Below are 22,769 nucleotides of genomic sequence, written 5' to 3'. Positions count from 1 at the left end.
GTCACTGAATGTCGCTGGCGCTGACGCCGGACGGCAGCCGCTCGGGCAGGTAGGCCTTGCCGACGAAGAGCCCCATATGCCCGCCCGACTGGACGACGAGATCGGACGCGACGAGGCTGCGGTGCGACGCGCCCATCGCGGTCGATTCGGGCTGCTGCGTCGCGCTGCCGGCAAAACGGATGAATGACGTGCCGAGCAGCTGGCGCAGATCCGGCAGGCGCGGGCCTTGCCACGCGAGGCCGAACACCTGGTTGGTCGATGTGTTCACGTACTCGCGCACCACGGTGCCCGACTGGAGCGTGATCGTGTTCGTCGAGTAGGTCGACGCGGGCGTGCTGCCCGACGACGTGCCGGCGGCCGCATGCGCGACGTGCGCGATCGATACGACGCTGACGACGTGACTATCGACGCCCGACAGCGGTGTGCTGCCGAGCGTGGCGAAGGCGGGCGCGCTCGCGGCCATCGAGGCGCCAATGGCCAGCGCGATGGCGCCGGCCAGGTTGAATCGGACTCTCACAGGTATATCCCCGTATGGGGGCGCGGATCGCGCCCCGTCGTTCATGTTGTTCCAGACATCGGCTGTTCCTGGTGCCATCGTCTCCGTAAGAGATGGAAAGGCGCCAATGCTGATGACGGCAACTGAGCGTCAGTTCTTTAGTGCGGGTAGGGATACGGGTGGGAGCCGATGCGTTCCGGATCAGTGTCGCGCTTCGTCCGGCGGGGAGTCCTGCGAGGCGGGCGGCGGCGTTTCGTCGTCGTCGCCGCTGCGGGCCCAGAAGAACCGGTCAGGCAGGTGAGCGCCCATGCCGGGCCGGAACGCGGCGCGGGTGGCCTGGAACAGGTATTCCTGCGCTTCGCGGACGGCTTCGGCTGGTTCCTGTCCGTTTGCGAGCAGCGCCGCGATCGCCGTGCCGAGCGTGTCGGTGGCACCCATCATCCGGTTGACGCTGCGATCCCACAGGTCCTGGCGCAACTGGCCGTCGTCGCTGTAGAGCGTGTTCACGTGGCGGTGCGTGCCGGTTTCCGTCGACAGGATGTACTCGCAGCCCTGCGACAGCAGATGCGCGATCGCAGCGTCGAGGCTCGGTGCCTCGGCGTCGCCATCCGGCTGCGCGAGCGCGAGCAGCGTGGTCGCGTCGGCGACGAGAAGCGTGGTCTGCGGCGCGAGCAGGTCGGCGATTGCCTCGCGCAGTTCGTCGGCGGCGAGCACGTGCTCATCGTCGAGCGTGAAGTCGGGCGCGAGGATCAGCGGGATGTCGTCGTAGTCGGCGACCACTTCGGCGATCGCGCTCACCACTTCCGCGCGGGTGGCCGCGCCGACCTTGAAGGCCGCGATCGGCATGTCCTCGAGCAGCATGCGCGCCTGGGTCGCGACCACGTCCGGGTCGAGACCGGTCACTTCGTCGCAGGTGGCGGAGTCGCGCACGGTATAGCCGGTCAGCACCGTGACACCGTGGCAGCCCATGCTCGCGAGCGTCATCAGGTCGGCCTGAATGCCGGAGCCGCCTGTCGGGTCGGAGAGGCCGAAGGTCAGAACGATCGGGGGAGTGTCGCTGGGCATGAAAGATAGGAGGCGAACAGTGAGCGGAAAAACGCGTGACGCCGACACGTGGCATGGCGTCCAGTCGGCTCAATTATGCGACCAATCCGTTCGGATGGGGCCATTCGCCCCGTAGCGCACCGCGGCGGACCGTCTGGCATGGCCGAACCCCGCTCGCTCTCGCTCGCTAGGCAGTGGGGCAGCAACACGGTACCATCATGGGTCCCGATACAACGGACCCTCTGGCGGAACGCGCCAGAGGGTCCGTTTCCTGCACTTTTCGACGCGGCATAAGAATGGAATTCAAGAGCTGGATGTGCCTGATCTGCGGCTGGATCTACGACGAAGAAGCCGGCCTGCCTGACGAAAACATCGCACCGGGCACACGCTGGGAAGACGTGCCGATCAACTGGACCTGCCCGGAGTGTGGCGCGCGCAAGGAAGACTTCGAGATGGTCGAGATCTGACCGGATCGGCAATCGTATCTCGCAGTCGACATCGATCAGGCGCGGCGAACGTGGCACGCATAGTGCGGGCGCTGACGTCGGCCTGGTCCGTAGCTTGATGAGCGGTTGGCAGTCTGTCATCGTTGTGTCGTGGGTTCGCGAAACAGCCGCAGTCTGGCGTCGCGAGGCCGCGCGCGTTCCAGTCGCATGCCCATGACTCCTGAACCCGATCTCCCGCTGTCCACCTTCGCGTCCACGCGTTTCGAGGCGCTGCCTAATCCGCGCGGGGGCACCGTGCGTCCAGCCGAAATCGCGCTCGCCGACGCCCAGCACGCGTTCGATGCGCGCCACGACACCGCGTCGGCGCTGCTGCGCGCAGTGCTCGCATTTCGCGAGGCAGGCTGGCTGAGCGCACAGCGTTTTGCGGACACGCTGGTGCTGATGTCGCCGCTCGTGGTCAACGATGGCGCCGACAACGCCGCGCTGCGCGCATCGTTCGGCGCCGCGCTGCAGGACTTCCGCCACGCGGTGAGTCGCCACAACCTGCGCGAACAGTCCTGCTCGCCCACGCTGTTCACGCACTACACGTCGCTCAATCGCGAACTCGCCACGCGCATTCCCGGCTCGAACGTATCGTTCGAAGACTTCGCGCTCGCGGGCCGTCCGATCGCGCCGTCCACGATGCGCCCGATGCCTGCCGCGCAGCTGAGCCACCTGCGGGCCTGTTACGAGCAGGCGTTGTTGCCCGCGCTGAGGCGCGCGAACGGCCACGACGCTGACGATCCCGAAGCGAATGCTCACGTGCAGGCCGCGTTCGATGTGCTGGACGCCTGTCTTGCGCAACTCGCGGGCGATTACCCGTACGACTTCTGGCGTCTCGCGCGTGCATGCGCGCGTGCGCTGCGCGCGACCGGCAACGCGAACGGCCTCGCGGACGCGCGCCGCTTCTACGCGCGCTGCAATCTCGCGCTCGCCGATCATGCGCATGGCTTGCTGCTCGCGCCGCGCTCGCTGGTGCGCGTGGCGCTCGCGCTGCTGTGGCGCGACTACGCGCTCTTCGGCGCGGCAGCCGAAGACGCGGACGAAGTCGAACTGCTGCACGACTACGGGCTGACGGTCGGCTGGCATGTCGTCGGCACGCAGGCTTCGGAAGTCCTCTGGGAAGCCGCCACCGACGAAGCCGGGAGCGCAGCCGCGCACGATCCGCAGACGCGCTCGCTGGGCGCGCTGTCGGTGAACGCGAACGCGTACGAAGACTTCCTGCAGACGGCGGATGTCGCGATCGCATCGCTTGCCGACTACGCGCAGCGCGCGGACCAGCCGGAGAAGGCCGATGCGAGCGCCGCCCTGCAGGCAGGCGACGCCGCGTACCGGCTCGGCGCCGCGGCCAGCGCGCTGGGTCTCGGCCACGTCGCGCTGCTCGCGGATGCGCTCGGACTCGCATGGCGCCGCCGCGCACATGCAGAAGTGAACACGTCCGCCGTGCGCGAGGCGAGCATCGTCGAGCCGCCGGATGCCGGCGCGCTGCACCGTGCTGCGCTTGCGCTGCAGGCGATGCTGCACAAGATCGCCGCCGGTCTGCCACCCACCGACGGCAGCGCCGCACTCGCCGCACTCACACGCGTGATCGAGCGCGGCGCGCGCTGACGAACCGGCGAAGAAGGCGCGAAAGTGCGCCTTCGAGCCGGCGTCCACGGGCCCCGGCTGGCCCGTGATAGAGTGCATCATGATCCGTCGCAGGTGGAATGAAATGAACCTGAACGAACGGGGGCGGCCGGCGCGCAAGCGCGCATTGGACGCGGTGTTCGGCCCGGAACCGACACGGGCCGCCGTCCTGCATCGCCTTTGCTAGAATTCCGACCATGTCCAAAAGTAACGATTCGATCAACCTGACCAACCAGTTCCTGATCGCCATGCCGAACATGGCGGACCCCACGTTTTCAGGCACGGTGGTCTATCTCTGCGATCACAGTGAACGCGGCGCGCTCGGCCTCGTGATCAACCGGCCGACCGACATCGATCTGCAGGCGCTCTTCAATCGCATCGATCTCAAGCTCGAAATCGAACCCCTTCTGCATGTGCCCGTGTACTTCGGCGGCCCGGTGCAGACCGAGCGCGGCTTCGTGCTGCACGACCAGCGCGAAGGCAGCGCCTATACGTCGTCGATGACGGTGCCGGGCGGGCTCGAGATGACCACGTCAAAAGACGTGCTCGAAGATGTCGCGAACGGCCGCGGCCCGGAGCGTTTCCTGCTGACGCTCGGCCATGCGGGCTGGGGTGCGGGCCAGCTCGAGGACGAGATCTCGAAAAACGGCTGGCTCACCGTCGAGGCCGATCCGAAGATCGTGTTCGACACGCCCGCCGAAGACCGCTTCGAAGCGGCGCTCGCGCTGCTCGGCATTTCGTCGTCGATGCTGTCGGGCGAAGCGGGCCACGCATGAGTGGTGGGTTGTCTGGACGTGAAGCGACGCTGCTCGCGTTCGACTACGGCGAGCAACGCATCGGCGTGGCGGTCGGCAACTCGCTGACACGCAGCGCGCGGCCGCTCGTCGTGCTGCAGAACCGCAATCGCGAATACCGTTTCGAAGCCGTTGGCAAGCTCTTGGCCGAGTGGAAGCCGGACGCGCTCGTCGTCGGTCTGCCGATGCATCCGGACGGCACGCCGCACGCGATGACCCAGCTCGCGAAACGCTTCGGCAACCAGCTGAACGGCCGCTTCAATCTGCCGGTGACGTGGGTCGACGAGCGCTACTCGTCGGTCGAAGCGGAAGCTTCGATGCGCGGCTCGGGTCGCGGGTCTGCCCGTGACAGCGCGATGCTCGATGCTGAAGCCGCCTGCGTGATCCTCCAGCAATACCTTGACGGACTTTCCGCTGACCATGAATCCCCTTGATGCCGAGGCGCTGTACCGCGCGCTTCTGGACCGGCTGCGACCGGTGTTCGCGGCGGGCAGCGCGCCAGGCGCCGATGCGCCGGTGCTCGCCGGCATCTTCAGCGGCGGCGCATGGCTCGCGGAGCGTCTCGCCGCGGACCTGTCGCTGGCTGGTTTCGGCGTCGTGAATGTGGCGCTGCATCGCGACGACTACGCGAAGAAAGGTCTGCACACCCAGGCGGGCCCGACCGCGCTGCCGTTTGACGTAAAGAATCGCAGCATCGTACTCGTCGACGACGTGCTGTACACCGGCCGCACCGTGCGTGCCGCGCTGAACGAGCTGTACGACTATGGCCGGCCGGCGTCGGTCGAACTCGCGGTGCTTGCCGATCGCGGCGGGCGCGAGCTGCCGGTTGCCGCGCGCTATGTGGGCGGCGAAGTGGATGTGCCACAGGACGCGAACCTCGTGCTGTCGCGCAACGATGCCGGACGTTTCGCATTCCATATCGAGGTGCGCGAACACTGACGGCTCGCAGCGTAACCATTCGCCACGGTCGAAGCCACAGCAACCCGGGCGTTTCGTCGCGAAGCGTCTCTTCATTACGCGTTTTCATTCGCAGCCAGCCATGACCACACCGAACCCTCCCGCCGACAGCGCCACCCCGGAGCGCTTCCGCTACGGCTTCCTGAAGCGCAACCCGCAGCTCACGAAGAACGGCGAGCTGAAGCACCTGCTGTCGATCGAAGGGCTGCCGCGCCCGATCGTCACGCACATCCTCGATACGGCCGCGCAGTTCGTCAGCGTGACGGACCGCGAGGTGAAGAAGGTGCCGCTTCTGCGCGGCAAGTCGGTGTTCAATCTTTTCTTCGAGAACTCGACGCGCACACGCACCACCTTCGAGATCGCGGCGACTCGGCTGTCGGCGGACGTGCTGAACCTGAATATCAACGCGTCGTCGACGAGCAAGGGCGAATCGCTGCTCGACACGATCAATAACCTCTCGGCGATGCACGCGGACCTGTTCGTCGTGCGTCATGCGTCGAGTGGCGCGCCGTACCTGATCGCCGAGCACTGCGCGCCGCACGTGCACGTGATCAATGCCGGTGACGGCCGCCATGCGCATCCGACGCAGGGCCTGCTCGACATGTACACGATCCGCCATTTCAAGGGCGATTTCACGAACCTGCGTGTGGCGATCGTCGGCGACATCCTGCATTCGCGGGTCGCGCGCTCGGACATTCATGCACTGACGACGCTCGGCGTGCCGGAAGTGCGCGCGATCGGTCCGCGCACGCTGCTGCCGGGCGGTCTCGAGCAGATGGGCGTGCGGGTGTTTCACAACCTTGACGAAGGCCTGAAGGACGTCGACGTGATCATCATGCTGCGCCTGCAGAACGAGCGGATGAGCGGCGCGCTGCTGCCTTCGGCGCAGGAGTACTTCAAGAGCTGGGGGCTGACGCCCGAGCGTCTCGCGCTCGCGAAGCCCGATGCGATCGTGATGCATCCGGGGCCGATGAACCGCGGCGTCGAGATCGACTCGCAGGTGGCGGACGGGCCGCAGTCGGTGATCCTGAATCAGGTGACGTTCGGCATCGCGGTGCGGATGGCCGTGATGGGTATCGTCGCGGGCAATAACGATTGATGAGAGAAGAGCACAAGGGCAGCGCATGAAGATTTATATTCAAGGCGGCACGCTGATCGATCCGGTCGCCGGCTCGAGCGACAGGCAGGACGTCTTCATCGACGACGGCAAGATCGCCGCGCTTGGCAACTCGCCCGCCGGCTTTGCCGCTGACCGCACGATCGACGCGAAGGGGCTCGTGATTGCGCCGGGCCTCGTCGATCTGTCGGCGCGGTTGCGCGAGCCGGGCTACGAGCACAAGGCGACGCTGCAATCGGAGATGGCGGCCGCGCTCGCGGGTGGCGTGACGAGTCTCGTGTGTCCGCCCGACACCGACCCGGTGCTCGACGAACCCGGCCTCGTCGAGATGCTCCGGTTTCGCGCGCGCAACCTGAACCAGGCGCACGTGTATCCGCTCGGCGCGCTGACCGTCGGCCTGAAAGGGCAGGTGATCACCGAGATGGTCGCGCTGACCGAATCGGGTTGCGTCGGTTTCTCGCAGGCCGATGCGCCGATCGTCGATACGAAGGTGCTGCTGCGCGCGCTGCAGTACGCGAGCACGTATGGCTTCACCGCGTGGCTGCGGCCGCAGGACGCATCTCTGTCCACAGGCGGCGTCGCCGCGGGCGGGCCGGTGGCGTCGCGGCTCGGGCTGTCGGGCGTGCCGGTGTCGGCGGAAACGATTGCACTGCACACGATCTTCGAACTCGTGCGGGTGACCGGCGCGCGCGTGCATCTGTCGCATGTCTCGTCGGCGGCGGGCATCGCGCTCGTTCGCGAGGCGAAGACGGAAGGGCTGCCCGTGACCTGCGACGTCACGATCAACCACGTGCATCTGATCGACGTCGACATCGGCTACTTCGATGCGCAGTTCCGTCTCGATCCGCCGCTGCGCGCGCAGCGCGATCGCGAGGCGATCCGCGCGGGCCTCGCGGACGGCACGATCGACGCGATCTGCTCGGCCCATACGCCGGTCGACGACGACGAAAAGCTGCTGCCGTTCGCCGAAGCGACGCCGGGCGCGACGGGCCTCGAACTGCTGCTGTCGCTGACGCTGAAGTGGGCCGACGAAGCGAGGCTGCCGCTCGCGAAAGCGCTGAAGCTGATCACGGCCGCGCCCGCTGACGTGCTGAAGCTGCCTGCCGGCCGCATCGCAGTGGGCGCCACGGCGGACCTGTGCGTGTTCGATCCGGCCACGCACTGGTTCGTCGAGCCCCGCGCGCTGAAGAGCCAGGGGCACAACACGCCGTTCCTCGGTTACGAACTGCCGGCACGCGTGAGCGCGACGATAGTCGCGGGCCGCGTCGCGTACGGGCAGCGCTGATTCCGGAGCCGACACCATCATGCTGATACTCCGCAAGGTCCGGCTCGTCGTCCACCTGCTGGTGGGCATGTGGACGATTGCCACGCGTTTTCCGAAGGCGTCGAAAGCCGCGCGGCTCGAGATGAATCGCAGGTGGTCGCTGAAGATGCTGCGGCTCGCCGGCATGCGCCTCGTCGTGCACAACGACGAAGCGCGGCTCGACGAAGGCGCGCTCGTGGTCAGCAACCACATCTCGTGGATCGACATCTACGTGATCAACGCGTGGCGGCCGACGCCGTTCGTCTCGAAGGCCGAGATCCGCAAGTGGCCGGTAGTGGGCTGGCTCGCCGCGCAGCTCGACACGATCTTCATCCAGCGCGAGAAGCGCAGCGACGCGAAGCGCATCATGCACGAGCTCGCCAGCCGCCTGAACGCGGGTCAGCTGATGTGCGTGTTTCCGGAAGGCACGACGTCGGACGGGCTGCAGTTGCTGCCGTTCCACGCGAATCTGTTTCAGGCCGCGGTGTCGGCGTCGAGTCCGGTGCAGCCGGTCTGCATCCTGTACGAGGATGCGCAAGGCCGGCAATCGACCGCGCCCGCGTATATCGGCGACATGTCGCTCGGCGAATCGCTGGATGCGTTGCTCACGGGCGGTCCGTTGACCGCGCATGTGTACGTCGGCGAGGCGCTCGCGCCGGGCGCGGACCGGCGGCTGCTGGCGGCGGAGGCGGAGGCTTCGGTCAGGCGGGCGCTGGAGGGGATGCAGCATCAGCGGATCGCGAATGGCCTTGCGTCGCGGGTGCCTGTGTCCGATGCATCGTCGAAGCAAGAAGCCGACACATCGGATACGCCGCTCGATCACGACCCAGGCCTGCCGCATTCACCTGGATCGCCCTGACGTCGCATTGACCGTCGCGGACGGCTACTCTTCGCTGCTTGCCGATTTGCAGTCGCTGCAATCCACCTGCGTCAACGTGCGCTCGGCAGGATTCGCCGCGAGCCGTACCGCCGACAGCCGATTGCCCCACACGCAGCCCGAATCGAGCCCGATGATGTCGTCGCGCATCGTCAACCCGAGCGCTGCCCAGTGACCGAACACGACGGTGATGTCGCGGGTGCGGCGCGACGGTGCGTCGAACCACGGCAGATAACCGGGCGGTGCCGAATCGAGGCCGCCGCTCGAGCTGAAGTCCATCTGGCCCACCGTGTTGCAGAAACGCATGCGGGTCAGCGCCGTACAGGTGATGCGCAGACGATCGATGCCCTTCAGGCTGTCGGTCCAGCGGTTCGGCTCATTACCGTACAGGCCCGCGAGCGTCTCCTGCCAGTTCGGCGCGCGCAACGCGCGCTGCAGGTCTTCCGCCAGTTCCAGCGTCATCTCGACATCCCATTGCGGCAGCACGCCCGCGTGCACGAGCAGCATGCCATGTTCGAAATGCGCGATCGGACGATGGCGGACCCAGTGCAGCAGGTCTGCCGCGTCGGGCGCGGACAGGATCTCGTCGATCGTGTCGCCTTTCTTCGACTTGCGGATGCCGGCCGATACGGAGAGCAGATGCAGGTCGTGGTTGCCGAGCACCGTCACCGCGCGGTTGCCGAGCGCGATCACCTCGCGCAGCGTGGCGAGCGAATCCGGGCCGCGGTTGATCACGTCGCCGGCAAACCACAGCGGCGTATCCGGTGCTGGCGCGGCCTTGTCCAGCAGTTGCCGGAACGCGGCGTGGCAGCCCTGCAGATCGCCGAAAGCGAGCGGGACGGAAGCGGTGGTGGTGGCGTCGGTCATCGATTCACAAATGGGTGGATGGGCAAGGGCGACGTACGCGGCGTGCATCTTGCGCTGCATCGTGGCGCATGGCCCGATTCTAGACCAGCGGTATCGGCGGCACTGGAGTCGACTGCTCCGCACGATGCGTTCCCCGCCCGTCTGTTTGCCGCTCGACATACGCCTGAAACACAATGTGAAAGGCAATTTGTCAAGCTGTTTCAAGATGTTAGGGCTGTGGTTTTCGCATTCCGCCGATTTATAATGTGTGCCTCATAAAAGGAGGGTGACGGGCTTCTTGTCCGGTAAAATTACCGTCGCATCGGCACGTCTTCGACCTATTTACCGCTTCTACGTTGTCTGACGGTGTCCGTAGTGTCCGAGGGTTGTCGAGGATGACCGAGGGCAACATCAGGCAATCCTGAACTTCAAAAGGAACTCCATGATTCTGGTAACGGGCGGCGCCGGTTTTATCGGCGCCAACTTCGTGCTTGACTGGGTGCGGCAATCCGACGAACCCGTGCTGAACGTCGACAAGCTGACCTACGCCGGCAATCTCGGCACGCTCAAGTCGCTGCACGGGGATCCGCGTCATGTGTTCGCGCGCGTTGACATCTGCGATCAGGCGGCGCTCGCTGCGCTGTTCGCCGAGCACAGGCCGCGCGCGGTGCTGCATTTCGCCGCCGAGAGCCACGTCGACCGTTCCATTCATGGTCCCGCCGACTTCGTGCAGACCAACGTCGTCGGCACCTTCACGTTGCTGGAGGCGGCGCGTGCGTACTGGAACACGCTCGAAGGCGACGCGAAGTCGTCGTTCCGTTTCCTGCACGTGTCCACAGACGAAGTCTTCGGCTCGCTGTCCGTAACGGATCCGCAGTTCTCCGAAACCACGCCGTATGCGCCGAACAGTCCTTACTCGGCTACCAAGGCCGGCTCCGACCATCTGGTGCGCGCGTATCACCACACGTACGGCCTGCCGGTGCTGACCACGAACTGCTCGAACAACTACGGTCCGTACCAGTTCCCCGAGAAGCTGATCCCGCTGATGATCGCCAACGCGCTCGCGGGCAAACCGCTGCCGGTGTACGGCGACGGCCGGAACGTGCGTGACTGGCTGTACGTCGGCGACCACTGCAGCGCGATCCGCGAAGTGCTCGCGCGCGGCACGCCGGGCGAGACGTACAACGTCGGCGGCTGGAACGAGAAGAAGAACCTCGACGTCGTGCACACGCTGTGCGATCTGCTCGATGAGGCGAAGCCGAAGGCCGAAGGTTCGTACCGCGATCTGATTACCTACGTGAAGGATCGCCCCGGCCACGACCGCCGTTACGCGATCGATGCACGCAAGCTCGAACGCGAACTCGGCTGGAAGCCCGCGGAAACGTTCGAAACCGGTCTCGCGAAAACCGTGCGCTGGTATCTGGACAACCAGCCGTGGGCGGACGAAGTGGCTTCCGGCGAGTACCGGAAGTGGGTCGAGACAAACTACGCGCAGCGCGCGTAGGAGGGCGACGATGGCGCGCAAAGGCATCATTCTGGCGGGCGGCTCCGGAACGCGGCTGTATCCGATCACGCACGCGGTGTCGAAGCAACTGCTGCCGGTGTACGACAAGCCGATGATCTACTATCCGCTGTCTACGCTGATGATCGCGGGCATTCGCGACGTGCTGATCATCTCCACGCCACAGGACACGCCGCGCTTCGAGGCGATGCTCGGCGACGGTTCGCAGTGGGGGATGAACCTGCAGTACGCGGTGCAGCCGTCGCCGGACGGGCTCGCGCAGGCGTTCATCATCGGCCGCGAATTCGTCGGCAACGATCCGTCGGCGCTGATTCTCGGCGACAACATCTTCTACGGCCACGACCTCGCGAAGCAGCTCGACCGCGCGAACGCGACCACCGGTGGCGCGACGGTGTTCGCCTACCATGTGCTCGACCCCGAGCGTTACGGCGTAGTCGAGTTCGATCAGGCGTTCCGCGCGCTGTCCATCGAAGAAAAGCCCGCCAGTCCGCGTTCGAACTATGCGGTCACGGGCCTCTACTTCTACGACAACCAGGTGTGCGACATCGCCGCGGACATCAAGCCGTCCGCGCGCGGCGAACTCGAAATCACCGACGTCAATTCGCGCTACCTGAGCCAGCAGCAGCTCAATGTCGAGATCATGGGCCGCGGTTACGCGTGGCTCGATACCGGCACCCATGAATCGCTGATCGAGGCCGCGACCTTCATCGCAACGTTGCAGAAGCGTCAGGGCCTCGTCGTCGCTTGCCCCGAAGAGATCGCGTTCCGCCGCAAGTGGATCGGCGCCGAGCAACTGCTCGCGCTCGCGAAGCCGCTCGCGAAGAACGCGTATGGCAAGTACCTGCAAAACCTTCTTACGGATCAAGTCGCATGGCCATCACGGTAACCGCTACAGCACTGCCTGAAGTCAAGATCATCGAGCCTAAGGTGTTCGGTGACACCCGGGGCTTTTTCTACGAAAGCTTCAACGCCCGCGAATTCGCCGAGCACGTACAGGCCGGCGTCGAATTCGTGCAGGACAACCACTCGCGCTCCGCGAAGGGCGTGCTGCGCGGGCTGCATTACCAGATCGAACACGCGCAGGGCAAGCTCGTGCGCGTGGTGGAAGGCGAGGTGTTCGATGTCGCCGTCGACATCCGCAAGAGCTCGCCGAACTTTGGCAAGTGGGTGGGCGTCGTGCTGTCGAATGACAACCACCGCCAGCTGTGGGTGCCGCCGGGCTTCGCGCACGGCTTCGTCGTGCTGTCGGAGTCCGCGCAGTTCCTCTACAAGACGACGGACTACTGGTTCCAGGAACACGAGCGCAGCATCGTGTGGAACGACCCGGAGATCGGCATCGAATGGCCGATCGACTTCGAGCCGCTGCTCGCGGCGAAGGACGCGGCGGGCAAGCGCCTGTCGCAGGCCGACCACTTCGAGTGAGGACGGCCATGACGTCGCTTGAACAACCCACCATCCTGCTGACCGGCGTGAACGGCCAGGTCGGCTTCGAACTGGCGCGCACCCTGCAGGGTCTTGGCAAGGTGGTTGCGCTGGACCGCAGCGGGCTCGATCTGGCGGACCTTGACCAGGTGCGCCGCGTCGTGCGCGACGTGAAGCCGCAGCTGATCGTGAATCCGGCCGCGCACACCGCCGTGGACAAAGCCGAAAGCGAGCCCGACGCCGCGATGCGCCTGAACGCCGAAGCGCCGGCCGTGCTCGCCGAGGAGGCGAAGAAACTCGGCGCGCGGCTCGTCCACTATTCGACGGATTATGTGTTCGACGGCGCTAAAGACGGTGTGTACGTCGAAACGGACGAAACCAGTCCGCAGAACGTGTATGGCAGCAGCAAGCTGGCGGGCGAACAGGCGATCGAGGCATCGGGTTGTGCGCATCTGATCTTCCGCACGAGCTGGGTGTATGGCGTGCGCGGCAAGAACTTCCTGCTGACCATGCTGCGCGTGGGCGCGGAGCGCGAAGAACTGAGCGTGGTGGCCGACCAGATCGGCGCGCCGACGTGGTCGAACACGATCGCGACGCTGACGGCCAACGTGCTGGCACAGGCGAACGCGGTGCCGGATAGCACCGAATGGTGGGCGCAGCATTCGGGTGTCTATCACCTGACGGCCGGCGGCGCGACGTCGTGGCACGGCTTCGCCGAGGCGATCTTCGAGCTGTCCGATCTGCCGAAGAAGCCGGTCGTGAAGCCGATTCCGGCTTCTTCGTACCCGACGCCGGCGAAGCGGCCCGCGAATTCGCGCATTTCGAACGACAAGCTCGCGGATGTGTTCGGTGTGAGGGCGCCGGACTGGAAGGACGCGTTGCGGTTGTGTATGGCGAAGTAAGCGCCGGCGCCGGCGAGGGCGGTCGACCGCGAAGTCAGTGGTGATCGAACTTGCCCGACACGCCTCGCAGGCCGTCCTTTATTCCCTGGATCATCATCGATAGATCGGCGCGCCGACGGGGCGACAACGCACCGAAGATGAAGAACTTGGCGCCGAGCCTGACGCACTCGTTGATTTTCCACATCAGGGGAATATAAGGACGACGGCACAGCAACAGGGCGTTCCGGTAGTAGTAGTAGCGGCGCAGCGGCTTGTGCATCGCCAGCTTCACGCCGGCTACATCGAGTGCCGCGTCACCGATGCGATGGTCCATGCGCACGTCATACGCGCCGTAGCTCTGATAGCCTTTCGCCTTCGCACGCAGCCCCCATTCGATATCGACGTAGTCAATGAACAGCGTTTCGTCGAGGTCGCCGATTGCGCGGATTGCGTCGATCGAGATGAGAGAGCCAGATGAAATCAGATAGTCGGCTGTTGTCCAGGTGCCACCACCTGCGTCGTACTTTCGGCGCGGAACGCCGCGCTTGAATTCGATGAACGGGAGAAACTGCTCGCGGTTGTGCTCGTAAAAATACGGTCCGATCTGAGCCACAGGGCCTCGCTTACGTAGCTGATCCTGATAGCCTTCGAGGCGGTCGATCAGGTCTGCGCTCAGATCGCTGTCCTGATCGAAGATAGCGCAGAACTCGACCTGCGGCAGCGCATGCGCGGCCTGGAAGCCGACGTTGAGTGCGTGGGCTATGCCCATGTTAACCGTCAGGTGAATGACCCGGCACGTGTCTTTTTCCACCTGCGCCACCCAGTGTGCTGCGTTGGACGACGCGTTGTCGACGATGAAGAGCATCTGTGCCTGGTTGGACAGTTGAGCGGTCAGGCGCAGCAACGACTCCAGGTCGGGTTCGTAAGTGACGACAACGGCAGCGGAGCGAGAAGACAAAATGAAGGCCGGCAAAAGTGGAACGAAGCTGAGCGTAATCGAATGGACGAGCGCGGGTCAATAACGCACGAACGGTTGTCGACCAGATCGGTGCGCCGACCTGGTCGAACACGATCGCGACGCTGACCGCGGACGTGCTAGCGCAGGCGAACGCGGTGGCGGATCACACCGGGTAGTGGGCGCAGCGTTCGGGGGGGGGGCATGACGGCGGGTGGCGCGACGTCGTGGCACGGCTTTGCCGAGGCGATTTTCGAACTGGCCGATCTGGCGAAGAAGCCCGTCGTCAAGCCGATTCTGGCTTTGGCGTATCCGACGCCAGCGAAGCGGCCAGCTAGTTCGCGGATTTCGAACGACAGGCTCGCGAATGTTTTTGGCGTGCGCGCGCTGGATTGAAAAGCGGCGTTGCGGTTGCGCATGGCGGACGCTGAGTGTCCTGCTGCGGCAGCGTCGCTGGATGTTACAGGATTGACCGAGGCATGATCCGGGATCGATGCAGGGTCAAGTGCGGATCGCCCCGGCTGAGGTGCGGTGTCACGGCGCAACAACGATGGTGGCGGGCCGAGCACGCAGTACATGCGATAATCGCGTGTTCGCCGCCATCGGCGTCCCGCCACAATTCACGGGCGACGCCCTTACAAGCTCCTCAGTCACGACTATGACGATCACTCCGGTCATTCTTTGCGGTGGCTCCGGCACACGTATGTGGCCGCTGTCCCGCAGCGGATATCCGAAACAGTTTCTGTCGCTGTACGGCGATTCGACCTTGCTGCAGCAGACGGCGGGGCGGCTCGCCGGCGTCGCTGATGCGGCCGCGCCGATGGTCATTACGAATGAGCAGCAACGCTTCCTCGTCGCCGAGCAGCTGCGCGAGATCGGGCTGCAGGGCCGCCTCGTGCTCGAACCGACGGCGCGCAACACCGGTCCGGCCATCGCGGCGGCCGCGCTTATCGCGCTGGCGGACGATCCGGACGCCGTGCTGCTGGTGCTGCCGGCCGATCACGTGATCGAAAGCGGCGATCTGTTCCGCACGAGCGTCGAACGCGCGTTGCCGCATGCGGCGGCGGGCAAACTCGTCACGTTCGGCATCGAGCCCACCGAGCCGCATACCGGCTACGGCTACATACGCCGCGCCGCGGCGCTCGACGGTGCCGAGAGCGCCTTCGAAGTCGGCGCGTTCGTCGAAAAGCCCGACGAGGCTCGGGCCAGGACCTTCCTTGCGGCAGGCGGCTACTACTGGAACAGCGGGATGTTCCTGTTCCGTGCCGATGCTTATCTGCGCGAACTCGCGGCGCATGCGCAGGACGTGGTCGGTCCGGTCACCCAGTCCGTCGAACTCGCGAAGGAAGACCTCGACTTCCTGCGCCTCGACCGCGACGCCTTCGCCGCGTGCCGATCGGACTCGATCGACTACATGGTGATGGAGCACACCCGCGATGCCGTGGTTGTCGCGGCGGCCGGGCTCGGCTGGAGCGACGTCGGCACGTGGACTGCGCTCGCCGCGATCAGTCCGCGCGACGAGCAGGGCAACACCTGCCAGGGCGACGTGATTGTGCATGATGCGACGAATACGTTCGTGCGCAGCGAGTCCCGCATGGTCGCAGTGCTCGGCGTTGACAATCTCGTCGTCGTCGAAACGGCGGATGCGGTTCTCGTCGCGAACAAGGAGCGGGCGCAGGACGTCAAGAAGATCGTCGATCAGCTCAACGCCACCGGGCGCGTCGAATCCGAACTGCACCGCAAGGTGTTTCGTCCGTGGGGCAGCTACGAAGGCGTGGACAGCGGCGAGCGTTTCCAGGTCAAACGGATCGTCGTCAACCCGGGCGCGTCGCTGTCGCTGCAGATGCACTACCATCGCGCCGAACACTGGATCGTGGTGCAGGGCACGGCGCGTGTCGTGAACGGCGAACACACCATCCTGCTGTCCGAAAACCAGTCGACCTACATTCCGCTCGGCACGAAGCATCGCCTCGAAAACCCCGGCAAGGTACCGCTGGAAATGATCGAAGTGCAGTCCGGATCGTATCTGGGGGAAGACGACATCGTGCGCTTCGAAGATAACTATGGCCGTACGCATGACCGCTGATTGCCCGCGGCCCGCGTCATTGTCCGCATGCCGGGCCGCCGCGCAACCGGCGGCTCCTTTCTGAAGAACTATGCTGCGTCTATTAACGTCTCCGCAACGGATGCTTCGCTCACTGATCGCGAACCGCGGGCTGATCGTTGCGCTTTCCGTCCGTGAAGTGCTGGGCCGCTATCGTGGCTCGATTTTCGGGCTTGCCTGGTCGATCTTCCAGCCGATCCTGATGCTTGCCGTCTACACCTTCGTGTTCGGGCTGATTTTCCGTTCGCGCTGGCCGGGCGGGACGGGCTCGCGTGCGGAGTTCGCACTCGTGCTGTTTTCGGGACTGCTCGTCTTCAACATGTTCGCCGAATGCCTGAACCGGGCGCCAGGCATCATCCTGTCGAACGCGAATTACGTGAAGCGGGTGGTGTTCCCGCTGGAGATCCTGCCGTTCGTCGCGGTGGCGGTCGCGCTGTTTCACCTGTTCGTCAGCTTCCTCGTGTGGCTACTGTTTTACGTGATCGCGATCGGCGTACCGTCACTTACGGTGCTGCTGTTCCCCGTCACGCTGATCCCGCTGATCTTCCTGTCGCTCGGCATCGCGTGGTTCTTTTCCGCGCTGGGCGTGTTCGTGCGCGATACCGCGCAGATCACGGGGCTCTGCACGACGGTGCTGATGTTCCTCACGCCGATCTTCTATCCCGCGGACGCGATTCCGGCACGCTTCCGGCCGATCGCGGGGCTCAACCCGCTAGTACCCGTGATCGAACAGGTACGCCGGGTGCTGATGTGGCACCGCGGCATCGATCTGCAGGCCTACCTGCCGATACTCATACTGTCGCTCGTCACGCTCTGGATCGGTTACTGGTGGTTCGAGAAGACACGAAAGGGATTCGCCGATGTCCTCTGATTTCGCCATCAAGATCGAGAATCTGAGCAAGTGCTACCAGATCTACGACCGGCCGGTGGACCGTCTGTTGCAGATGCTGTTTCGCGGCAAACGCACCTATTTCCGCGAGTTCTGGGCGGTGCGCAACGTGTCGTTCATGGTGGAGCGCGGCACCACGGTCGCGATCATCGGGCGCAACGGCGCCGGCAAGTCGACCTTGCTGCAGATGATCTGCGGCACGCTTACGCCGACCGAAGGCAGCATCGAGGTGCACGGCAAGGTAGCCGCGCTGCTCGAACTGGGCGCGGGCTTCAATCCCGAGTTTACGGGCCGCGAGAACGTTTACCTGTCTGCGTCGCTGCACGGCCTCACGCGTGAGCAGACGGACGCCCGCTACGAAGCGATCGCGGCATTCTCGGGGATCGGCGACTACATCGATCAGCCGGTCAAGACCTACTCCAGCGGCATGTTCGTGCGGCTCGCGTTCGCGGTGATTGCGCACGTCGACGCGGACATCCTGATCGTCGACGAAGCGCTGAGCGTCGGCGACGCGTTTTTCCAGCAGAAGTGCATGCGCTTCCTGCTCGACTTCAAGGACAACGGCGGCACGCTGCTCTTCGTCAGCCACGACATGGGCGCCGTGAACGCGCTTTGCGAGAATGCGATCCTGCTGCGCCGCGAGGGTTCGCAGTACGTGTATGAGTCGGGTACGCCGAAGGACATCGCGATGATCTATCTGCGCGATCTCTATTCGGAGAAGGCCGCGGAGCAGCTGGGTGAAAGCGGCGCGCCGCACGACACCGCGCACACACCGGCCACCGCTGGCGCGGCTCCGGCGCGCTCCGCCGAATCGCGCCGCTATGCGGTCGATGCGGTGCCCGCCGTGCGCTATCACGCGTCGACGTTCCGGCGCGACGCGGAAAGCTTTGGCCTCGGCGGTGCCACCATCACGGCGACCTTCTTCCAGAACGCCGAAGGCCATCAGGTCAGCGAGTTCCAATCCGACGAAACGGTCAGTCTCGTGATCCGCGCGAGCGTGAAGAAGAACATGACCTATCCGGCCATCGGCTTCGTCCTGAAGGACAACAAGGGGCAAAAGCTGATCGCCGAAAGCACCGACAGCTATCTGCGCGATCACGCGATCGTCGCCGGCGCCGGTACGGAGGTCGAGGCGGTCTTTTCGATGCGCTTCCCCGCGCTGATCCGAGGCGAGTATCCGATCGACGTCGCTTTCGCCGAAGGTCCCGGCAGCGACCACGTGCAGCATCATCTGATGCACGACGTGATCGTCGTGACCGCGCTTGGCACCAACCTCGTGCACGGCAAGTTCGGCGCGCCTTCGCTGGCCGTTTCCTTCGATGTCACCTGACCTGAAAGTCTGTCCAATGGCGCAAGTGCAATGCAAGTACGGTTTCTTTGAGACGCCCGGCCCGGCTGCTGGCGCGATGGCGGAGTCCCTGCGGAGGTACGGTGAGTTCGCGGAACGCCAGCTGGTCGCGCTGCGGCGGTTCATCGAACCTGGCAGCGTGATCGCGGATATCGGCGCCGACGTCGGCGCGTTCGCGATCGCGCTGGCGCGCTTCGCGGGCGGCGCGGGCCGGGTCCACGCGCTGGAACTGCAAAGCGAGCTCGCCGATGCGTTGCGCGTCAATGTCGCGCGCAATTTTCTGCAGGACGTGGTGCTGACGCCTGACGTGGCGCTTCACCCGAGCGCGGCAGCGGCATCCGCCGATACGTACTTCGCCGCGCTCGAGGCGCTGGCGTTGCCGCGTGTCGATCTGGTCCATGTCGCGCGGAGCACAACGGCAGCGGTTGCGGCTACAACCACTGCAACGACGCTGTTCGATGCCGCACCCCAGACCATCCAGCGCTGCCGGCCTGTCGTCTGCGTGAATCTCGCAGGTGCGCAGCACGGCGAAGCATGGCTCGCCGTCGCCTCGCGCGAGCGTTACAGCGTGTTCGGCCACGGCGAATTCGCATTCAATCCGGACAACTATTTCCGCTGCGCGGACAACGTCTACGGCGAAACCCGTGATCCGGTGCTGGTGCTCGTGCCGGCCGAACTCGCCGGCCGCTTCGATCTGCACGATTTCGCCGCGATTGGTTCGCACGACGATCTGCGCGTGTGGATGCACGAGCTGAAGATGGACGTGGCCGATACGTCGTCGATGGCCCGTGTCGCTCGCAGCGACCCGTGGACGCCGTTGCGCGAGACGGCAGCCGGCCGGCCGGTTGACACGCCCGTACCGCCGTACGACGCGATCTGCCCCGCGCGCGAGCTGCACGTGGTGGTGCCGTTCTACAAGAAGGAAGCGCTTGTCGCGCAACTGTTTAGCTCGCTCGACGCGATCGGCGCGGAGCTGCGCGAACTGGGCGCGAAAGTCTTCTTCTACAACGACAGCCCAGACTACGCTCCGCTGCAGTCGGCGCTCGACGACTGCCGTTTCAGCGACGCCGCGATTCCGTTCGAGGTCGTCCGCAACGAGGCGAACCTCGGCTTCATCGGCACCTGCAATCACGCGTTCGCGCGCGCGAAGGCCGCACGCGCCGACGTGATCCTGCTGAACTCGGACACGATCGTGTTTCCAGGCGCGCTGCGCGAGATGCGCGAAGTGGGGCGGCTCGACCCGATGATCGGCTTCGTCTCGCCGCGCAGCAACAACGCGACGCTCGCGACGCTGCCGCATTCACTGCTGGACCAGGACGTGACCCCGCAGCGCGGCTACGCGGCGTTCGTGCAGAACGCGGCCACGCTGCCGCGCTACTCGCTGGTGCCGACGGCGGTCGGGTTCTGCCTGCTGGTGAAGTGGACGATCCACAGCGAGCTGGGTGCGTTCGATCCGATCTACGCGACTGGCTACAACGAAGAGAACGACCTGATCATGCGCGCGAACCGGTGCGGCTACCGTGCAGTGCTCGCGAACCGGGCATTCGTCTGGCACCAGGGCGAGCAGTCGTTCGCCGAGTCGGCGCGCGCGAAAGCGGGGCGCGAGGCGAAGAACGCACCGATCCTGCATGCGCGCTACCCCGAGTATCCCCAGCTGATCTACACGCACTTCAACTCGCCCGAGTTTCGCGCGGAGACGCTGCTCGAATACGTTGACGGCAAAAATGGCCAGCTCGTCTACGCGTTCGATTTTTCGAGCTTCGGTGCCTATTTCAACGGCACGTTCGAGTCCGGCCTCAAGCTGCTCGACGCTGCGGTGCGCAACTGGCCGAAGCACGTCCGGATCGCCGTGTACATGCGGCGGGTGGCGTGGGACTTCCACGGCCTGTCGCGTTTCGAGGGTGTGACGCGTTTCGATATCGACGATCCGTCGAACAAGGTCACCGCGATCGTGCGCGTCGGTCAGCCGTTCTTCGCCGATGCGATGTCGCTCGTCATCGAGCGCGCGCCGGTTGCCGGCATCTTCATGCTCGACACAATCTCGTACGATTGCGGCTACCTGTCGCTGACCTTCGATCCGAGCATCTGGCATTACGCGTTCCGCTACATCGATGTGCTGTTCACGAACTCGCGCTTCACGCTCGACCGCATGGCTAGCCGCTTCGAGATCGGCCAGAAGGTGATCCGCAAGGTATCACTGCATTCGCTCGACGCGAGCGAGTACGGCTCCCCGCGCGAACGCAGCGAGGGCGTCAAGCCGCACGTCTTCGTGATCGGCAACCACTTCAGCCACAAGTTCGTGCGGCCGACGGTCGACGCGATCGCGGCCGCGTTCCCCGACCTGCGCATCGTGGCCGCGGGCTACGGTGACGAGCCGTCGCCTTACGGCAACGTCGAGGCGTTCGAGGCCGGCAGTCTGTCGGACGAAGCGTTCGAAAAGTTCTACACCGACTCCGCGGCGGTGGTATTTCCGAGCCACTACGAGGGCTTCGGATTTCCGATCCTGCACGCGCTCGGACGCCGCCGGCCAATCTACGTGCGCGATTCCGCGCTGTACCGCGAGATCGCGGACGGGATCGAAGGCGCCGAAAACATCCACTTCTTCTGCACGACGGACGACCTGATCGCGGATATCCGCGCCAACGGCATGCAATGGCAGATGCCGGCGGGCGCCGGCGAGCGCGACGGCTGGGATCGTTCGGTGCGCGAAGTGTTCGACGTGCTCGAAACGGCGCGCCGGACCGTCAGGTACGACACGCTCGTCGAGCGTCTTCGCCAGCTTGATCAGCTGACGCTCGCCACGACCGCGGTCGCGACGATGCCGACCGTGGGCAAGCTCGTGGGCCGCAAGGTCGAGGCGGTCGTCGAGCGGATGCTGCGGGTGCCGGGCATGCGGCCGCTCGCGCGGCGGAGCTGGCGGGTGGTTCGCCGTCTTGGACGGCGGAGCTAGGCTTTATCCAGATATCTTTGGATCGGACAGTGACGACTTCTATTCGGGGCAATGACATTGGGGAACACGGTTCGCCTACGCAGGCAGGCCAATGTCTGCCGCCGGCCGGCATTGCCGCTGCGCGCGTGCTGGTGGTCGGCGACGTGATGCTCGACCGCTACTGGTTCGGCGACACCAACCGCATTTCGCCGGAAGCGCCGGTGCCGGTCGTGCGTGTGTCACGCACGGAAGACCGGCTCGGCGGCGCCGCGAACGTCGCGCGCAACATCGCCGCGCTCAACGCGCAGGCGGGGCTCCTCTGCGTAGTCGGTTCCGACGAGGCGGGCGAGCGGATCGTCGACCTGTTGCACGACAGTCGCGTGCAGCCGCATCTGGTGCGCGATCCGTCGCTGCCCACGACGATCAAGCTGCGTGTGCTGTCGCGCCAGCAGCAGTTGCTGCGCGTTGACTTCGAAGACGCGCCGGCCCATGAGGTGCTGCTGGCCGGCCTCGCGCGTTTCGACGATCTGCTGCCGGCGTACGACGTCGTGCTGTTTTCGGATTACGCAAAAGGCGGCCTGACGCACGTGACGAAGATGATCGCGGCGGCGCGCGCGGCGGGCAAGTCGGTGCTGATCGACCCGAAGGGCGACGACTGGGAGCGCTATCGCGGCGCGACGCTGATGACGCCCAACCGCGCCGAATTGCGGCAGGTGGTCGGGCAATGGAAATCGGAGGAGGACCTGCACGCGCGCGTCGCGCGTGTGCGTGCGGAGCTCGACCTTCACGCGCTGCTGCTGACGCGCTCCGAAGAGGGCATGACGCTCTTCACGGATGCCGGCGCCCTGCACGAATCGGCGCTCGCGCGCGAAGTGTATGATGTTTCCGGCGCGGGAGACACGGTCATCGGGACGCTCGCTGCGATGCTAGGCGGGGGCGCATCGCTCGCCGACGCTGTTGCGATCGCGAACCGTGCGGCCGGTATCGTGGTCGGCAAACTTGGCACGGCGACGGTCGAATTCGACGAACTCTTCCCCGACACGCCCTTGGGCGAGCGACGCGGAGTACTGGAGACCCAACCATGACCCTCATCGTCACCGGCGCGGCCGGCTTTATCGGCAGCAACATCGTCAAGGCGCTCAACGAGCGCGGCGAAGACCGCATCATCGCGGTG

The 22,769-nt window shown here is 65.3% G+C and carries 22 protein-coding genes and 1 pseudogene; 19 read left to right on the top strand and 4 right to left on the bottom strand.

Annotation, left to right across the window (positions count from 1 at the left end; all coding sequences use genetic code 11):
* Nucleotide 1: 1 nt before the first annotated feature.
* Both DVS29_RS30060 and DVS29_RS30055 read right to left on the bottom strand, forming a co-directional pair.
* Nucleotides 2-517, bottom strand: coding sequence for a DUF2844 domain-containing protein (locus DVS29_RS30060; protein WP_164708020.1), 516 nt, complete (start codon nucleotides 515-517; stop codon nucleotides 2-4).
* 180 nt (nucleotides 518-697) lie between these two features.
* The gene (locus DVS29_RS30055) at nucleotides 698-1,561 is read right to left on the bottom strand and encodes a hydroxymethylpyrimidine/phosphomethylpyrimidine kinase (protein ID WP_118184172.1); all 864 of its coding nucleotides are present in this window, start codon (nucleotides 1,559-1,561) and stop codon (nucleotides 698-700) included.
* Between the two features lie 275 nt (nucleotides 1,562-1,836).
* Between DVS29_RS30055 and DVS29_RS30050 the strand changes: the two genes are divergently transcribed.
* The 8 genes from DVS29_RS30050 to DVS29_RS30015 all read left to right on the top strand — a co-directional run bounded on the left by DVS29_RS30050 (nucleotide 1,837) and on the right by DVS29_RS30015 (nucleotide 8,681).
* Nucleotides 1,837-2,007, top strand: a complete 171-nt coding sequence (locus tag DVS29_RS30050; RefSeq protein ID WP_118184171.1) for a rubredoxin — start codon at nucleotides 1,837-1,839, stop codon at nucleotides 2,005-2,007.
* Nucleotides 2,008-2,199: 192 nt separating this feature from the next.
* Entirely contained in the window at nucleotides 2,200-3,633 is a 1,434-nt protein-coding gene (locus DVS29_RS30045; RefSeq protein WP_118184170.1) for a hypothetical protein, read from the top strand.
* A gap of 215 nt (nucleotides 3,634-3,848) precedes the next feature.
* Entirely contained in the window at nucleotides 3,849-4,427 is a 579-nt protein-coding gene (locus DVS29_RS30040) for a YqgE/AlgH family protein (RefSeq protein WP_118184169.1), read from the top strand.
* A complete protein-coding gene (gene ruvX, locus DVS29_RS30035) occupies nucleotides 4,424-4,879 on the top strand; it encodes a Holliday junction resolvase RuvX (RefSeq protein WP_118184168.1) in 456 nt (151 codons plus the stop codon). The genes DVS29_RS30040 and ruvX overlap by 4 nt, the downstream gene beginning before the upstream one ends.
* A complete protein-coding gene (gene pyrR, locus DVS29_RS30030) occupies nucleotides 4,866-5,384 on the top strand; it encodes a bifunctional pyr operon transcriptional regulator/uracil phosphoribosyltransferase PyrR (RefSeq protein ID WP_118184167.1) in 519 nt (172 codons plus the stop codon). The genes ruvX and pyrR overlap by 14 nt, the downstream gene beginning before the upstream one ends.
* Nucleotides 5,385-5,484: 100 nt before the next feature.
* Nucleotides 5,485-6,501, top strand: a complete 1,017-nt coding sequence (locus tag DVS29_RS30025; RefSeq protein ID WP_118184166.1) for an aspartate carbamoyltransferase catalytic subunit — start codon at nucleotides 5,485-5,487, stop codon at nucleotides 6,499-6,501.
* 25 nt (nucleotides 6,502-6,526) lie between these two features.
* Nucleotides 6,527-7,804, top strand: coding sequence for a dihydroorotase (locus tag DVS29_RS30020; RefSeq protein WP_118184165.1), 1,278 nt, complete (start codon nucleotides 6,527-6,529; stop codon nucleotides 7,802-7,804).
* Between the two features lie 16 nt (nucleotides 7,805-7,820).
* Nucleotides 7,821-8,681 carry a lysophospholipid acyltransferase family protein gene (locus DVS29_RS30015; protein ID WP_118184164.1) on the top strand — a complete coding sequence of 287 codons (861 nt, stop codon included), beginning with the start codon at nucleotides 7,821-7,823 and terminating at the stop codon, nucleotides 8,679-8,681.
* 24 nt (nucleotides 8,682-8,705) lie between these two features.
* Here the strand turns inward: DVS29_RS30015 and DVS29_RS30010 are convergent, their stop codons facing one another.
* Nucleotides 8,706-9,566 (bottom strand): symmetrical bis(5'-nucleosyl)-tetraphosphatase, encoded by an 861-nt coding sequence (locus DVS29_RS30010; RefSeq protein ID WP_118184202.1) that lies wholly within the window; start codon nucleotides 9,564-9,566, stop codon nucleotides 8,706-8,708.
* 421 nt (nucleotides 9,567-9,987) lie between these two features.
* Here DVS29_RS30010 and rfbB point away from each other — a divergent pair, with 421 nt between their 5' ends.
* Genes rfbB through rfbD form a run of 4 tightly spaced genes read left to right on the top strand, consistent with a single transcriptional unit; the run spans nucleotide 9,988 to nucleotide 13,391 of the window.
* The gene (gene rfbB / locus DVS29_RS30005) at nucleotides 9,988-11,049 is read left to right on the top strand and encodes a dTDP-glucose 4,6-dehydratase (protein WP_118184163.1); all 1,062 of its coding nucleotides are present in this window, start codon (nucleotides 9,988-9,990) and stop codon (nucleotides 11,047-11,049) included.
* A gap of 10 nt (nucleotides 11,050-11,059) precedes the next feature.
* Complete coding sequence (rfbA, locus tag DVS29_RS30000) at nucleotides 11,060-11,953, top strand: glucose-1-phosphate thymidylyltransferase RfbA (RefSeq protein ID WP_118184162.1); 894 nt, start codon at nucleotides 11,060-11,062, stop codon at nucleotides 11,951-11,953.
* Nucleotides 11,938-12,489: a dTDP-4-dehydrorhamnose 3,5-epimerase gene (rfbC, locus tag DVS29_RS29995; RefSeq protein ID WP_118184161.1), complete on the top strand. Its 552-nt coding sequence runs from the start codon at nucleotides 11,938-11,940 to the stop codon at nucleotides 12,487-12,489. The genes rfbA and rfbC overlap by 16 nt, the downstream gene beginning before the upstream one ends.
* A gap of 8 nt (nucleotides 12,490-12,497) precedes the next feature.
* Nucleotides 12,498-13,391: a dTDP-4-dehydrorhamnose reductase gene (gene rfbD / locus DVS29_RS29990; protein ID WP_118184160.1), complete on the top strand. Its 894-nt coding sequence runs from the start codon at nucleotides 12,498-12,500 to the stop codon at nucleotides 13,389-13,391.
* Between the two features lie 34 nt (nucleotides 13,392-13,425).
* On the opposite strand, the gene DVS29_RS29985 is transcribed toward rfbD, so the two are convergent.
* Nucleotides 13,426-14,328: a glycosyltransferase family 2 protein gene (locus DVS29_RS29985; protein ID WP_118184201.1), complete on the bottom strand. Its 903-nt coding sequence runs from the start codon at nucleotides 14,326-14,328 to the stop codon at nucleotides 13,426-13,428.
* Between the two features lie 68 nt (nucleotides 14,329-14,396).
* On the opposite strand from DVS29_RS29985, the pseudogene DVS29_RS29980 reads away from it, so the two are divergent.
* The 7 genes and pseudogenes from DVS29_RS29980 to DVS29_RS29950 form a co-directional block, all read left to right on the top strand.
* A pseudogene (locus DVS29_RS29980) lies at nucleotides 14,397-14,721 on the top strand (sugar nucleotide-binding protein); the annotation flags it as partial.
* A gap of 262 nt (nucleotides 14,722-14,983) precedes the next feature.
* Nucleotides 14,984-16,411: a mannose-1-phosphate guanylyltransferase/mannose-6-phosphate isomerase gene (locus tag DVS29_RS29975; protein ID WP_118184159.1), complete on the top strand. Its 1,428-nt coding sequence runs from the start codon at nucleotides 14,984-14,986 to the stop codon at nucleotides 16,409-16,411.
* Between the two features lie 100 nt (nucleotides 16,412-16,511).
* Nucleotides 16,512-17,300, top strand: coding sequence for an ABC transporter permease (locus tag DVS29_RS29970; protein WP_240655847.1), 789 nt, complete (start codon nucleotides 16,512-16,514; stop codon nucleotides 17,298-17,300).
* On the top strand, nucleotides 17,290-18,648 hold the full coding sequence (locus tag DVS29_RS29965; protein WP_118184157.1) for an ABC transporter ATP-binding protein: 1,359 nt from the start codon (nucleotides 17,290-17,292) through the stop codon (nucleotides 18,646-18,648). The genes DVS29_RS29970 and DVS29_RS29965 overlap by 11 nt, the downstream gene beginning before the upstream one ends.
* Before the next feature lie 76 nt (nucleotides 18,649-18,724).
* The gene (locus DVS29_RS29960; protein WP_164708019.1) at nucleotides 18,725-21,616 is read left to right on the top strand and encodes a glycosyltransferase; all 2,892 of its coding nucleotides are present in this window, start codon (nucleotides 18,725-18,727) and stop codon (nucleotides 21,614-21,616) included.
* 56 nt (nucleotides 21,617-21,672) lie between these two features.
* Entirely contained in the window at nucleotides 21,673-22,680 is a 1,008-nt protein-coding gene (gene rfaE1, locus DVS29_RS29955) for a D-glycero-beta-D-manno-heptose-7-phosphate kinase (RefSeq protein ID WP_276314353.1), read from the top strand.
* Nucleotides 22,677-22,769: NAD-dependent epimerase/dehydratase family protein (locus tag DVS29_RS29950; RefSeq protein WP_116603299.1), on the top strand; the 93-nt coding region annotated here is incomplete at its 3' end. The genes rfaE1 and DVS29_RS29950, both read left to right, overlap by 4 nt.

The organism is Paraburkholderia phosphatilytica (genome assembly GCF_003443895.1).
Lineage (GTDB): Bacteria > Pseudomonadota > Gammaproteobacteria > Burkholderiales > Burkholderiaceae > Paraburkholderia > Paraburkholderia phosphatilytica.
Note: the sequence above shows the minus strand (reverse complement) of the source record. Positions and strands in the feature narration are given on the sequence as shown.

Coding starts and splice junctions, on each gene's coding strand:
- DVS29_RS30055 (WP_118184172.1), bottom strand. CDS start 1,561: ATGCCCAGCGACACTCCCCCGATCGTTCTGACCTTCGGCCTCTCCGAC.
- DVS29_RS30050 (WP_118184171.1), top strand. CDS start 1,837: ATGGAATTCAAGAGCTGGATGTGCCTGATCTGCGGCTGGATCTACGAC.
- DVS29_RS30045 (WP_118184170.1), top strand. CDS start 2,200: ATGACTCCTGAACCCGATCTCCCGCTGTCCACCTTCGCGTCCACGCGT.
- DVS29_RS30040 (WP_118184169.1), top strand. CDS start 3,849: ATGTCCAAAAGTAACGATTCGATCAACCTGACCAACCAGTTCCTGATC.
- ruvX (WP_118184168.1), top strand. CDS start 4,424: ATGAGTGGTGGGTTGTCTGGACGTGAAGCGACGCTGCTCGCGTTCGAC.
- pyrR (WP_118184167.1), top strand. CDS start 4,866: ATGAATCCCCTTGATGCCGAGGCGCTGTACCGCGCGCTTCTGGACCGG.
- DVS29_RS30025 (WP_118184166.1), top strand. CDS start 5,485: ATGACCACACCGAACCCTCCCGCCGACAGCGCCACCCCGGAGCGCTTC.
- DVS29_RS30020 (WP_118184165.1), top strand. CDS start 6,527: ATGAAGATTTATATTCAAGGCGGCACGCTGATCGATCCGGTCGCCGGC.
- DVS29_RS30010 (WP_118184202.1), bottom strand. CDS start 9,566: ATGACCGACGCCACCACCACCGCTTCCGTCCCGCTCGCTTTCGGCGAT.
- rfbB (WP_118184163.1), top strand. CDS start 9,988: ATGATTCTGGTAACGGGCGGCGCCGGTTTTATCGGCGCCAACTTCGTG.
- rfbA (WP_118184162.1), top strand. CDS start 11,060: ATGGCGCGCAAAGGCATCATTCTGGCGGGCGGCTCCGGAACGCGGCTG.
- rfbC (WP_118184161.1), top strand. CDS start 11,938: ATGGCCATCACGGTAACCGCTACAGCACTGCCTGAAGTCAAGATCATC.
- rfbD (WP_118184160.1), top strand. CDS start 12,498: ATGACGTCGCTTGAACAACCCACCATCCTGCTGACCGGCGTGAACGGC.
- DVS29_RS29975 (WP_118184159.1), top strand. CDS start 14,984: ATGACGATCACTCCGGTCATTCTTTGCGGTGGCTCCGGCACACGTATG.
- DVS29_RS29970 (WP_240655847.1), top strand. CDS start 16,512: ATGCTTCGCTCACTGATCGCGAACCGCGGGCTGATCGTTGCGCTTTCC.
- DVS29_RS29965 (WP_118184157.1), top strand. CDS start 17,290: ATGTCCTCTGATTTCGCCATCAAGATCGAGAATCTGAGCAAGTGCTAC.
- DVS29_RS29960 (WP_164708019.1), top strand. CDS start 18,725: ATGGCGGAGTCCCTGCGGAGGTACGGTGAGTTCGCGGAACGCCAGCTG.